10 protein-coding genes and 1 other annotated feature are annotated in these 12848 nt (G+C 56.5%); of the genes, 9 read left to right on the top strand and 1 reads right to left on the bottom strand.

Features of this window, described 5'->3' with window-relative positions; all coding sequences use genetic code 11:
- Positions 1-49 precede the first annotated feature (49 nt).
- The 8 genes from D7M11_RS21885 (at position 50) to tyrS (ending at position 8800) form a co-directional block, all read left to right on the top strand.
- Positions 50-1105: a serine hydrolase domain-containing protein gene (locus D7M11_RS21885; protein WP_120749396.1), complete on the top strand. Its 1056-nt coding sequence runs from the start codon at positions 50-52 to the stop codon at positions 1103-1105.
- 201 nt (positions 1106-1306) lie between these two features.
- Complete coding sequence (locus D7M11_RS21880) at positions 1307-1573, top strand: hypothetical protein (RefSeq protein ID WP_120749395.1); 267 nt, start codon at positions 1307-1309, stop codon at positions 1571-1573.
- Positions 1570-1857, top strand: coding sequence for an extracellular solute-binding protein (locus D7M11_RS21875; protein ID WP_120749394.1), 288 nt, complete (start codon positions 1570-1572; stop codon positions 1855-1857). The genes D7M11_RS21880 and D7M11_RS21875 overlap by 4 nt, the downstream gene beginning before the upstream one ends.
- A 9-nt stretch (positions 1858-1866) precedes the next feature.
- On the top strand, positions 1867-4794 hold the full coding sequence (locus D7M11_RS21870; protein WP_120749393.1) for an extracellular solute-binding protein: 2928 nt from the start codon (positions 1867-1869) through the stop codon (positions 4792-4794).
- The gene (locus D7M11_RS21865) at positions 4760-5800 is read left to right on the top strand and encodes an alpha/beta hydrolase family protein (RefSeq protein WP_120749392.1); all 1041 of its coding nucleotides are present in this window, start codon (positions 4760-4762) and stop codon (positions 5798-5800) included. Before D7M11_RS21870 ends, D7M11_RS21865 begins: the two co-directional genes overlap by 35 nt.
- An 81-nt stretch (positions 5801-5881) precedes the next feature.
- Positions 5882-6370, top strand: a complete 489-nt coding sequence (locus D7M11_RS21860; RefSeq protein WP_120749391.1) for an NUDIX domain-containing protein — start codon at positions 5882-5884, stop codon at positions 6368-6370.
- 97 nt (positions 6371-6467) lie between these two features.
- Positions 6468-7118, top strand: coding sequence for an SOS response-associated peptidase family protein (locus D7M11_RS21855; RefSeq protein ID WP_158606774.1), 651 nt, complete (start codon positions 6468-6470; stop codon positions 7116-7118).
- Between the two features lie 78 nt (positions 7119-7196).
- Positions 7197-7442: a binding site (T-box leader), on the top strand.
- 56 nt (positions 7443-7498) lie between these two features.
- Entirely contained in the window at positions 7499-8800 is a 1302-nt protein-coding gene (gene tyrS, locus D7M11_RS21850) for a tyrosine--tRNA ligase (RefSeq protein ID WP_120749389.1), read from the top strand.
- A 76-nt stretch (positions 8801-8876) separates the two neighbouring features.
- On the opposite strand, the gene D7M11_RS21845 is transcribed toward tyrS, so the two are convergent.
- Positions 8877-9761 (bottom strand): AraC family transcriptional regulator, encoded by an 885-nt coding sequence (locus D7M11_RS21845; protein ID WP_120749388.1) that lies wholly within the window; start codon positions 9759-9761, stop codon positions 8877-8879.
- A gap of 124 nt (positions 9762-9885) precedes the next feature.
- Between D7M11_RS21845 and D7M11_RS21840 the strand changes: the two genes are divergently transcribed.
- Complete coding sequence (locus tag D7M11_RS21840; RefSeq protein ID WP_120749387.1) at positions 9886-12801, top strand: family 78 glycoside hydrolase catalytic domain; 2916 nt, start codon at positions 9886-9888, stop codon at positions 12799-12801.
- Positions 12802-12848 lie beyond the last annotated feature (47 nt).

Raw genomic sequence — 12848 nt, 5'->3', positions numbered from 1 at the left:
GAAGTGAACTTACCTCATACAGAATTTTGGAGGAAAGAAGTGATACCCGATGCGCCGAATCGAAGACGCCGTCCCGTTTGCCGTGATGGAACCGAAGGCCGCGCAGCTAGATGCACTACGACTGAACGAAGCCTTTGAAACGCTGCTTCAAACGTTTCCCGGCCTTTACAGCCTTCTGATTGTCAAAGATGACCAGCTTGTCTTCGAGCGATATGTGCCGCCGGCCGGGCCAACCTCTGCCTACAGCATCAAATCGATCACGAAAAGCGTCATGAATGCGCTCGTTGGCATTGCGATTCAGGAAGGTCTGATCGCTTCCGTCGATCAGCCTATCTCCGACCTGGCTTCGAAGCTGCCGAAGAAATGGCTGGCGAATATCGACGGAGTTACCGTCAAGCATCTGCTTACCATGACGCACGGCATACACGTCGAAGAAAATAGCCCCGAAATGTTAGAGGTCTGGAAAAGCAGCAACTGGATGGGCGCGATCCTTGAGAAGCCGCTCGTCCATCCGCCGGGCGAACGTTTCCTTTACTGCACTTGCTCGACGCATATGCTCTCTGCCTTGTTGACGCGGGCAGCGAAGGTCCCGCTTGCCGAATACGCAAGCCGAAAGTTATTCCGGCCGCTCGGCGTCCGGTTCCGCCGAAAATTAATCGGGTCGCTCGGCATTCATCTGCCGGTCCCATGGGAGCGGTCTCCCGAGGGGTATAACTGGGGCGGCAATAATATGTTCCTTACTCCCCGCATCCTTGCTCGATTCGGCCAGCTGTACTTGGCGGACGGCATCTGGAACGGGCAGCGGCTCTTTCCCGCCGGATGGGCCCGGGAATCTTTCCACAAGCAATCTGCAGGCTGGTCCGATTACGCTGCCTATGGCTATCTGTGGTGGATCGGCTGCGCCCATGGAATGAAGTTTGCTTTTGCCTCCGGTTACGGCGGGCAGTACGTTTATGTCATCCCTGAGCTGAACAGCGTGATCGTCCTGACAGCAAACTCCGACGCGAGCATCGCCGACATGCAAGCGACGACGAATCCAGTCATTAAAGACCCGGCTTGGGTTCCGAGACATTTTCTGATGGAGAGTACGCTGCTGTACACGTAGGAAAAGGGTCGGACGAACGAGGGAACGCGTCTCATCTTTACGCGACTCCTCGTCGATGGGATTAGGAGCAGCCCGAGCAGGATGGATGAAATACGGTTATGTGACAGAAAAAATCTGTTTTTTGGAATGCCATAGCAGCACGAGCTTAGTATGATGTACTCATGGATGCGCCTTCATAAGAAAAGTAAGGGGAGATGCAGAATGAGCGGTCATGCGGGGAAAACAAAAGTCGTGTTGTTGGTGCTCGCCGCCGCATTGGCGGGTTGCAGCGGAGAGACCGGTAAAACGGCGGATACCGGCGGCAAGGACACGGACGGAGGGAACCCTGCCAAAGCACCGAGCGCGCCGGAGACGGTAACGATTTTTCCTAACGTGCCGGTGACGGATGCCGATTTTCAATTATTGTTCGTAGATCCCGTCAAGAAGAGGTACCCCATATTACGATCGAGCAGGTCAAAGGCAATATGATTACGAGCGGCCAATTGCCCGATATCGTTCTGACGCACAACGGCATGCTGGCGGAGATGAAGGATAAAGGACTGACGGCCGATCTGAGTCCGCTGATCAAAACGCAAAACTTCGCTTTGGACCGGTTCGACCCGGTCTATATCGACTCGATTCGGGCCGTATCCGATAAAGGAGAGCTGTACGCGATTCCGTACGGCATCAATTACACGATGCTGTTCTATAATACCGCCCTGAGAGAGGCGGAAGAGAAAATGAACCAGTACATCGCCTCGGATACGAAATAATACCGTACAATGCAGGTAAACAGCCAGCAGCTCATGAAGGATGTGAAGCTTTTGTATACGATGCTCCTTGTCGATGCGGACGATGGTGCCCGCGAAGGTCTTGTCCGCATTTTGGATTGGGAACGGCTCGGGTTGTCCGAACCTGTCTTGGCTACAGACGGAGAAGAAGCTTACTGGGCCATCGTGTCCAGACCTCCTGATTTGCTGATCCTAGGCATGAACTTGTCCGGCATAAGCGGATTGGAGCTGATCCGTCGAACAAATGCGGAATATCCCGCTGTGAAAATGGTTGTGCTGGCCGGTTACGACGAATTTGGGCAGGCCAGCGAAGCGCAAAGGTACGGAGTTACCCATTTTTTGTTAAAGCCGTTCAACAAGCAGGCGGCGGAAGGCGTAATTCGGGGAATTGTACTGGAGCTGAGAGAGCAGGAGGAGAAGCGCGCCTATATCCGCGATCTGCAAGGCCGGCTGGAGCGGGAACTGCCACAGATGAAGGAGCAGTTTTTACGCGATCTGCTGCTTCACTGCTCATACTCCCGGGAGGAGCTGGAGTTCGGTCTGCGGCTGATCGAGCCGGAATGCCGGAACGTGCGGCTTGTGCTGATTCAGCCCTGCGGCGAAATCGATGCGCTTCACATCCGTTCGCTGAAGGAGATGGCGGAGGAAGGGCTGCGCCCGTCAGGTTTACAACTCGTCACGACGGTGGGCAGACGGCTGGTGGCGCTTATATCCGATGGAACGGACGATGAAGCGCTTGCGCGTCTGTATCGTCTGAAGGAGCGGTTTCATCGCATCCATCGTGCCGAATTGAACATCTCGATTACCGAAGCGGGACCGGTGGAGGATGTCGCCCGGCTGTATACGGAAGCCCGGGATTGCCTCGATTACAATCTCGATTTGCCGGATGGCGGCATTATAACGACAAACGATAGTCGTCTCGATGGCCGGAGCGTTGGAGACGGATTCGGGTCCCGTTTCGTAAAAATCACGTCTGCGGTCAAGATGGGCAATCTGGAAGTTACGCACAGCGAGGTTACTGCCTTTTTCGGAGATTTGGCAGCGGGCGGCCTCGATACCGACAGCGCGATGGCGTACTGTCTGGAGCTGCTTATTGCGATGGCCCGGCAAGCGCCTTCCGGCAAAATCAGCAGCTATATCAATGAAGTCGTATCTGTGCTGAGCATCCGGCAACTGGAGGACGTTCATCGGTATGCCCATGCCTTTGCCTCGGAAATTACGAGCATCAATTGTAAAACGCGTTTGCGTAAGCGCAGCGAACTGGTCGAGCGGATCGTGTCTTCCGTCCAGGAGCATCTGTCGAACGAAGAGTTGACTTTGGCTTGGCTGGCCAAAGAAAAACTGTTTATGAGCGTCGATTATGTCGGAAAGCTGTTCAAAAGGGAAACCAGAGAAAAGTTTACGCAGTTTCTGCTGCGGGAGCGGCTGGAGAGGGCGGCTGGCGTGATCCGGTCGTCGAAAGACTGCAAAATGTACGAGGTTGCCGAACAGACGGGCTTCGGCAGCAACATTCCATATTTTAGCCAGGTATTCAAAAAGCATTTTGATCTGACGCCGACTGAGTACAGAAAGCTTTATTTTTCCGCTGGCGAGACGTGCGAGGGACGGCTTCCCACCCCCGGCGAGGAGGGCGCATTGCTCGGTCAGTTGCCGGCAGCACGAAGGACGAAGCCCGCAGCGGAGCCGATCCCGCTGCGCATGTCGTTCTGGGCCAGCAGCCGGGTGCCGGTGCTTCTGACGAAGCGGGTCATCGAGCTGTTCGAATACAGCCATCCGGACATCCGCATCGAACCGGAGTTCACTTCCTGGGACGCGTATTTTGCCAAATTAATCGTTCAGGCGGAAGAAGACCGCTTGCCGGACATTGTCCGCCACGACTACAGGTTTCTGGCGCAACACGTGCGCCGTGGCGTTCTTCGTCCGCTGGACGATCTGGTCGAAGCCGGGGTGATCGACCTGTCCGCTGCCGGCCGCTCCTATGCAAGCGGAGGTATCGTAGACGGGCGGCTGTACGGCATGAACCTCGGGATCAACACGCTTTCCGTCTTTTACGATCCCGCCGCCTTCGATAAAGCGGGCGTTGAAGCGCCAGGTCCGGAATGGACGTGGGAGCAGTACGAGCAAGACAGCTTGCAACTAGGCAGGAAGCTCGGGTTTTGCGACGATGGCAGTCTTATGCTCGGCGGCTTTGAAATTTATTTGCGGCAGCATGGACAATCGCTGTTTCATAAGGAAGGAGGCTCGGTCGGATTCGAGCGCGAGGTGATGGCCGATTATTTGCGGATGCAGCTTCGTCTGAGCAAGGCGGGTGTACTGCTCCCTTACCGTAAGGCAGCCGGGACGAATAAAATCGAGCATTCCGCCTTCGTTAAAGGCGAACAGCCGATGACCGTTCAGTGGAGCAATATGATATTCGCCTACGAGGCTTTGTCCCGCAAGAGGCTTGAAATCGGATTGCCGCCGGGAGCCGGCAAAGGGCAAAGCCTGTTTTTGAAACCGTCACAATTTATGACCATCGCCGCGACATCGAAGCACCCGGAGAAGGCAGGGCGATTTATCGACTTCTGGATCAATAATGTCGAAGCGAACCGGATTCTGAACGGCTGCTTCGGTCTTCCCGTTTCATCGAAAGTGCTGGAAGCCGCAAAGCCCAATCTCGGCGATACGCAGCAAAAAGTGGCCAAGTATATGCAGCAGGCTGCCGGTTATGCCAGCCCTATCGACCCTCCCGATCCCGACGGTGCGGAGGAGGTCCGCAAGCTGCTCGATTACGCGAGCCGGCTTGTGCTGGGCGGTCAAATAAGTGCAAAGGACGGAGCGGAGCAGTTCGTCAGGCATGCCAACCGGATCGTAGAAACAAAATTAGAGAAAAGAGGAAAACGTAATGATTTATTTTCCGGCGGATCGTTATACCGATAACTTATACAACGGCAAGGAACGCGAATTCAGTTATGCGAACGCTTTGCAGCAGGGACGGGTAGAGGAGTGGCGGGCCGGCTTTCGCAGCAGACTGACCGAAATGACCGGGCTTGCGAAGGTGCGCAGCGATACGGCAGGGCTGCCGCTCTCTCCTCGTATTGTAGAGAGAAGGGAGTACCCCGAGTACGTCCGCGAAAAGATCTATGTGGCGACCGAGCCGGGAATCGACATTCCGTTTTACCTGCTTCTCCCGGCGCAAGGAACCGGCCCGTTTCCGCTTGTGCTGACGCCGCACGGTCACGGCCGCAGAGGGAAGGAAGTGTACGTCGGCGAATTCGAAAGTGAAGAGGAACGCCGGGAGTCGCTGGACGGCGACAGAGATATCGCGCTTCAGGCGGTAGCGCAAGGATATGCCGTCATGGCCATGGATGTGCGCGGATTTTGGGAAATGGCAAGAGAAGAAGAAGTGGGAAAAAAGCAAAATAATTCGTGCGACGCCCTGCAAAAGCGCGCCTTCCTGTTCGGCCGGACGCTCATCGGGGAACGCGTGCACGATATGGGCAGGCTGATCGATTACGCGGCGACCCGCCCCGAGATCGACACGAATCGCATTGCGATAACCGGCAACTCCGGAGGAGGCACCGTATCGCTTTTTACTGCCGCGCTGGACGAGCGGATTCGGGTCTGCGTGCCGGGTTCGTACTTCTGCACGTTCCGCGCCTCGCTCTTATCGGTGAACCACTGTTTATGCAACTTCATCCCGGGGCTGGTCGATCTGTGCGAAATGTACGATATAGCCGGACTCGTCGCACCAAGACCGCTTCTGGTCGTACATGGCGAGCATGATTCGATCTATCCGGCGGATGCGACGCGGGAAGCGTTTAGCCACGTTAGGGAGTTGTACGAAGCGATAGGCGCTCCCGACCGGTGCGAGTTGTATGTCGGCGATGGCGGACACCGTTATTACAAGGCGCCGGTGTGGCCGTTTATGGCCAAATATTTGTAGTGTTTCGAAAATATTGATAGGGACTTATATAGTCCCTGCGGGACAGTTTTTGACCCGAATATGTTCAAGGAGGTTTACCCAATGGGAATCAGCTGGGAACAATCCTATCTCGGTCAGCTTCGGAAGCTTGTCGGTTCGCGTATGCTGATCGCTCCGGCGGCAAGAGCGATTATTCAGGATCGCGATGAGCGCATCCTGTTCGTCAAACGGCGGGACAACGGAGCCTGGGTGATGCCGGCCGGGGGCATGGAGCTGCATGAATCCATCTTCGATTGCGTCAAGCGGGAAGTGAAGGAGGAGACCGGACTGGACGTGATCCGGGCAAAGCCGATTGCGCTGTACACGGGACCTCGATTTGAATACACAAATGGATACGGGGACGAGAACAAAATGTTCTCTGTTGTTTTTCTGGTCGAAGAGTGGGCGGGCGAGCTGGTCAAACAGACGGACGAAACAACGGACGCCCGCTTTTTTGCCACCGACGAACTGCCGGAGATCCCCGAATTGTATCGGGAAACGATCGAGGATTTGCGGAACTACCGGAACAGCGGCACGGTTATTTTAAAATAAGCCGGAGAGGATATATTTGGCATATGCGGCGCATAGTAAAGGGGAACATTTCTATGCCAGTTCGATAATGGCACCCGACAGAGGAGAGTCCCACGCTATGAGCTACCGGTTTACTTTACAAGCGGATGCCAGCCGTATATGTGACCATTTTGGCGTTACCCAGCTACTTGCTTACGTTCAGAGCGACCGCGACTATGTCCCGACCGGGTCTGTTTCAGCCATTTGCTTAAAAGGAGGCCAGCGTGTGCTCGACGAGTTCCGCTGGGGCTTGCTTCCTTATTGGGCCAAAACGGCGGTGCAAACCGACGGCCGTTCGCTGCTGAACAACAAGTCGTTCGGCTATATGCTGAAACGGCAGCGCTGTGTCGTCCCATGCAGCGCTTATTACAAAGTCGTACCGGCGGAGCGGCGCAATCGGGCACCGTATGCGGTCATGCTGCACGAGGGGGAGCAGCCGCTGGCGATGGCCGGCGTATACGATGTCCGCATCAGCCCGCAGGGGGAGGAGCTGCGTTCGTGTACGATTTTGTCTGTCCCTTCGTCGGCCCCCGGCTTCGAGGAGGACGTGCCGATGCTGCTCGGGCCGAAGCAGATGGAGGCGTGGCTGTCCCCGGCATTTATGGATGCGGAAGAAGTGCGCGATCTCGTCGAAACGATTGCCGAGCGGCAGCCGAAGCCGCAACTTCGCGCCTTGCCGCAAGCGGCGAAGGACGAAGGCGAAAGCATATACCCGTTTCCGGCGTATTAAATTGGCCGGCTCAAGCGTCGTTTGACAATAACCGCCGGAAAATGGTATAAAAGGTTCATGCGCCTCACGGAAAAAAGTATACGTGCAAGGATGGGAATCAGTAGCGAATCGTTTTGGCAGCCTCAGAGAACCGGCGGTAATGGTGCGAGCCGGCGCGCAGGCGATCGTGAATTACGTCCCGGAGCATCCTCCGCCGAAACCGAAGACTTCTTCACGGTCAACGGAAGGCGAGGACGGACGATCGGCCGTTATCCGATGCAAGCGGAAAATGTCTCGCCAAAGACATTTTCAACTAGGGTGGTACCGCGATGACTCGTCCCTGTTTTTTAACAGATCGGGTCTTTTTTGTTTTCCGGAAACGGTTGCCGCCAAGCCCCCATATGAAGGAGAGATGCAATTTGACGGAAGCTCGTGTAACGCAAGCGGATTTGTTGGAAGATCTTGAATACCGCGGTCTCATTTATCAGGTGACCGATCGCGAAGGGCTGAGCAAGAAGCTGGATAGCGAACGCGTCGTGCTGTACTGCGGCTTCGACCCTACGGCCGACAGTCTCCATATCGGCAGCCTGCTGCCGATTTTGTGCCTGCGCCGGTTCCAACTCGCCGGCCACCATTCGATCGCCCTCGTCGGCGGAGGCACGGGCCTTATCGGCGATCCTAGCGGACGGTCTACGGAACGCTCGCTGAATACGGCGGATACGGTTGGACAGTGGACGGAGAGCTTGAAGCGCCAGTTGTCCCGCTTTCTTGATTTCGATCAGCCGGACAACCCGGCCAGGCTGGTGAGCAACTACGACTGGCTCGCTCCGCTCGACGCGATTTCGTTCCTTCGCGACGTGGGCAAGCATTTTACCGTCAATTACATGCTCGGCAAAGACTCCGTCGATTCGCGTCTCGCGAACGGCATCTCGTTCACCGAGTTCAGCTATATGATTTTGCAGGCGTACGATTTCTACAGGCTGAACAAGGAGCATAACTGCTCGCTCCAGCTCGGCGGCAGCGACCAATGGGGCAATATTACGGCCGGACTCGACCTGATCGGCAAAATGGGCGGCGAAGGCGCCTACGGCATCACGATGCCGCTTGTCACGAAAAGCGACGGCAAAAAGTTCGGCAAATCCGAATCCGGCGCGATCTGGCTCGACCGCAGCAAAACGTCGGCCTACCAGTTCTATCAGTTCTGGATCAATACGGACGATAACGATGTCGTCAAGTTTTTGAAATATTTCACGTTCCTGTCGCGGGAACAGATTGCCAAGCTGGAAGCCGAAGTGAAGGAGCGGCCGGAAAAACGCGCCGCCCAGCGAGAGCTGGCCCGGGAAGTCACCCGTATTGTGCACGGGCAGGAGGCGGTCGAGAGCGCGGAGAAGATTACGGAGGCGCTGTTCTCCGGCGATGTAACATCGCTCAGCGAGCAGGAGCTGGTTGAGGCGCTTCAGGACATGCCAACGACCGTTCTCGAGGACGGCGCGGAAACGGGCCTCATCGATCTGCTCGTAGCGGCGAAAGCGGCGCCGTCCCGGCGTCAGGCGAAGCAGGATATCGAGAGCGGGGCGGTTTATGTGAACGGCGAGCGGATGAGCGGCATCGATACCGTTATCGGCGCCGGGCACCGGCTGCACGGCCGTTATGTCGTACTGCGGCGAGGCAAAAAGAATTATTACCTGGTCCGGTTTGCATAAGCGGTTCGCCGCTTTGGAGAGGAGTCGCGCTATGCGGCTCCTTTGTTGTTTTTCGGATTAGCCGGCCCAGAGTCGGCTACAACCGCGCTTTCATCTTGCGGTATTCCGTTGGCGTTGCGCCAATGAGCTTTTTGAACAGCCGATTGAAAAATTTAATGTCCTTGTACCCTGCCTTCCATGCAATCGAGGCAATCGTATCGCTGGTCGAGGCAAGCAGCTTGCATACCAGCTCCATTCGCAGCTTCTGCACATATTCGGTATAAGTCATCCCGGTGCGCGCTTCGAATCTTCGGCGGAACTGCCTCTCGCTCAGTCCTGCCTCGGCTGCAAGCTCCTGAATGGCCGGAGGCTCGGCCGTCCTTTCCTTGATCCGGTCAAGCAGATGCTCCAGCGGATCGTCCAGCGGCGCGGGCTCCCCGGCAGGCGGCGTTCTTAGCTGAGAGTGGCGCAAATGGAGGAGCAGCCGGATGACCTCCGAGCGCATCACCTGCAGATGGTCGGGACGTTTCCTCACGAACTCCTCGAATAGCGTGTAAACGATCGACTGGAACGTGCCGTCCGCATCTTGGCAATGAAGCCAGGTCTGATCCGGATACGGCGATCTAAGGAAGCGGAGCACGGCTTCGTCATCCGCAAAAAACGGCTCCAGCTTGCGCGTAAACGCGGTGCTGAACAAAATATTGTATACGATCAAATGTTTGCGCTTCGGCTGCGCGTGGGCGGGACGAAACACATGCGACACCCCGGGCGGGAGAAAGAACACGTCTCCTTTTGCCACCGGCAGCGACAACCCTTCGATCCGATGGAAGCCGCTTCCCTCACCGACATAATTGATTTCCACGAACTCATGGGTATGCTCGGCCAGCTCGAACGACTCGGATACCCGATTGATGTGAATCGGCGTCTCATCCGTTATATATAAACTTAGCGGGATCGTTTGCACAATCTGCTTAACGCTCATAAATTCGCTCTCCTTTTGTCCGATTTGACCCCATAATATGTCCTTCTAGCTACCCCATAGCGGTTTGTTCCTGAATTATACTATACCCAAACAGATTCGCAAACCAAGGAGGTTTACCCGACATATGAAGCCAAATGCAGGCTGGGAAGCCAGCTGGATATGGTCCGGAGGAGAGGAGAGCCCCCGGAACGAATGGCGCTGCTTTCGCAAGCCGTTTCCTTTGCCTTCGGAAGGAACAACAGGACCGGTCCGCTTGAAAATAACCGCGGATTCCCGTTACGTTTTATATGTGAACGGTGCCGCTGTAGGACGGGGGCCGGTTCGCTCGTGGCCTTTCGAACTCGCTTATGACGAGTACGAGATCGGGCATCTGCTTCGCCTGGGGGAGGTCAATACGGCTGCGGTGCTGGTGATGCATTACGGGGTCCCGACGTTCCAATATTTGCGCGGAAGGGGCGGGCTGCTGGTCCAGATCGAATCCAGCGATAGCGAGGGGAGTCGGACGATTATCGCGGCAACGGACAACACCTGGACAACCTCCCTCCATACCGGTTTCGATTCGCGTTCTCCGCGCATTTCGTGCCAGCTTCCATTTACCGAAGTATACGATGCCGCAGACTGGAACGAAGGCTGGACCGCCACAGGGTTCGACGATACAGCCTGGGACAACGCCTCCGTCATCGGTCCCGTCGGCATGGAGCCGTGGACGCGGCTGATCGAGCGGGATATTCCGCCCCTGACCGAGGAGCCCGTCTACCCGGTACGGGTCGAAAGCTTGAGCCGGGTGAAGCCGAGAACATGGGGCGTCGTGCTGGACTTGCGGAATCATTTCGTACCGTCTAGCGAGCATCATGCCAACAATGTCCGCTTCTACGGTTACTTGGCTATGGTCATCCGGACGTCCACAGCCGCGCGCGCGACGATCGGCATCGTCGACAACGGGCGTTTGCCCGGGTCGTGCAGCTTAAACGGCGTCTGGTATCCGGATTCGGACTTTTACGGAGAAAAACCGAAGCGTTTTCTCGACATCGAGCTGCAGCGGGGCGACAACTTCCTGATGCTTGCCTTAAAAGGAACGATTCATGGGCACGGCTTCCACTTCGGGATCGATTGCAAGGAACCGTTCGAGATCATTTCTCCTCTTGCCGATGTGGCCGGTACGAATACGGAGAGCCACTCTCCGTTTGTTACGCTAGGGCCGTACGATTTTATCGAGATTATCGATCACCAGCCGGTGCGTCCGCTCGATGAATCCCATCCGGATTACGACCGGGCCAAATCGATCCGTTCGGCGGCAGACTTATCCGAGTTCTCCGGTAGCTTACGTCCGGTGGACAACCGATATGTCAGCCGGGACGATGTGTTCAGCAGGTGCATCTGGACGACGCAAGCCGTCCGCTTACCGGTCCCTTATTCGCTCCAGCAGGCCGTCGTTGCTAATGGCGCGGCTGCCGCCGTCCCTGTTTATCCCGGCGAGGACACGGAGCTGATCATCGATTTCGGCAAAGAATATACCAGTTATATCGAGCTCGATGTAGCGGCTTCCGCCGGTACGATACTCGATTTTTACGGATTGGAATTTATGGAGAACGGCTGGAGACAGGATACTTTCGAATTGGACAATACGATGAGGTACGTCTGCCGGGAAGGCCGCCAAACGTATTCTTCTCTCGTCCGCCGCGGCTTCCGCTACTTGATGGTCGTCGTGAGAAACGCTGTTTCGCCGGCCAGGTTACACCGCCTCTCCATGCTGCAAAGCAGCTTTGCCGTCGCCGAAATCGGCCGGTTCCGCAGCTCGGATGCGCTGCTTAACGACATCTGGGAAATTAGCAAGCATACGACCCGGCTGTGCATGGAAGACACGTTCGTCGATTGTCCGGCTTTCGAGCAGGCGTTCTGGGTAGGCGATGCCCGTAACGAAGCGCTCGTCAATTATTACGTGTTCGGCGACGATGCCATCGTCAAGCGATGTCTGCGGCTCGTACCCGGCTCGCAATTCCAAACGCCGTTGTATGCCGATCAGGTGCCGAGCGGCTGGAACAGCGTCATACCGAATTGGACCTTTTTCTGGGCGATCGCCTGTCTGGAGCTGTATGAATTTAGCGGCGACCGCGGCTTTGCCGAGCAAATCTGGCCTAGCGTACGCAGTACGCTCGATCATTTCGCGGAAAAGCTGGACGAACGCGGCTTGCTGCATATCAAGGCATGGAATTTGCTCGACTGGGCTCCGATCGATCAGCCGAGAGACGGCGTCGTGACGCACCAGAACCTATTTTTCGTGAAGGCGCTTCGTTCGGCCGCGCGGATCGCGGAAGAAACCGACCCGGCTGGCGCCGACCGGCTGCTCGCCCGCGCAGACGCCTTGAAAGCGGCGATCAACGCCCATTTATGGTCGGAGGAACGTGGCGCTTACGTGGACTGCATTCACGCCGACGGCAGAGTATCCAGCGTCTTTAGCATGCAGACGCAGGTCGTCGCCTATCTGTGCGATATCGCCGAAGACGAGCGCAAACGCCGCCTGGAACGTTACATCGCCGAGCCTCCCGCCGAGTTCGTGCAGATCGGCAGCCCGTTTATGTCGTTTTTCTATCATGAAGCGCTGGCCAAGCTGGGCCGGATCGACATCATGCTGGAAGACATCCGCACGCAGTACGGAAGCATGATCGAGCACGACGCAACGACATGTTGGGAGATGTATCCGCGACCGCTGGAGAGGCGCAACCATCCGAGCGAGCTTACGCGCAGCCATTGCCACGCCTGGTCGGCAGGCCCGGGCTATTTCCTCGGAGCGTATATCCTCGGTGTGCGCGGACTGAATCCGGGCTGGACGAAGGTGGCGATCGAACCTAATCCGGCGGGACTGGCCTGGGCCAAGGGTACGGTTCCCCTCCCGGGACTCGGTCGAATCGATGTGAGCTGGCACGCTGACCGGGCGAGCGGAAAGCTACGCCTTCGCGTCGAGACGCCGCCTGGACTGGACCTGTCGATCGCTGCGCCCGACGGGTACGAACTGGAGTTGGAGCGGGTAGAGCTTGGATAGTAAAAGCATTGAAGTGACAAGCGTCAGACTGTGATCAAAATGGAGTA

Source organism: Paenibacillus ginsengarvi, from assembly GCF_003626695.1.
GTDB classification, from domain to species: Bacteria; Bacillota; Bacilli; order Paenibacillales; family NBRC-103111; genus Paenibacillus_AB; species Paenibacillus_AB ginsengarvi.
Note: the sequence above shows the minus strand (reverse complement) of the source record. Positions and strands in the feature narration are given on the sequence as shown.

Bases quoted from the DNA above. Each gene is read 5' to 3' on its own strand.
- D7M11_RS21885 (WP_120749396.1), top strand. From the start codon at position 50: ATGCGCCGAATCGAAGACGCCGTCCCGTTTGCCGTGATGGAACCGAAG.
- D7M11_RS21840 (WP_120749387.1), top strand. From the start codon at position 9,886: ATGAAGCCAAATGCAGGCTGGGAAGCCAGCTGGATATGGTCCGGAGGA.
- D7M11_RS21875 (WP_120749394.1), top strand. From the start codon at position 1,570: ATGATTACGAGCGGCCAATTGCCCGATATCGTTCTGACGCACAACGGC.
- D7M11_RS21870 (WP_120749393.1), top strand. From the start codon at position 1,867: ATGCAGGTAAACAGCCAGCAGCTCATGAAGGATGTGAAGCTTTTGTAT.
- tyrS (WP_120749389.1), top strand. From the start codon at position 7,499: ATGAAGGAGAGATGCAATTTGACGGAAGCTCGTGTAACGCAAGCGGAT.
- D7M11_RS21860 (WP_120749391.1), top strand. From the start codon at position 5,882: ATGGGAATCAGCTGGGAACAATCCTATCTCGGTCAGCTTCGGAAGCTT.
- D7M11_RS21845 (WP_120749388.1), bottom strand. From the start codon at position 9,761: ATGAGCGTTAAGCAGATTGTGCAAACGATCCCGCTAAGTTTATATATA.
- D7M11_RS21855 (WP_158606774.1), top strand. From the start codon at position 6,468: ATGAGCTACCGGTTTACTTTACAAGCGGATGCCAGCCGTATATGTGAC.
- D7M11_RS21880 (WP_120749395.1), top strand. From the start codon at position 1,307: ATGAGCGGTCATGCGGGGAAAACAAAAGTCGTGTTGTTGGTGCTCGCC.
- D7M11_RS21865 (WP_120749392.1), top strand. From the start codon at position 4,760: ATGATTTATTTTCCGGCGGATCGTTATACCGATAACTTATACAACGGC.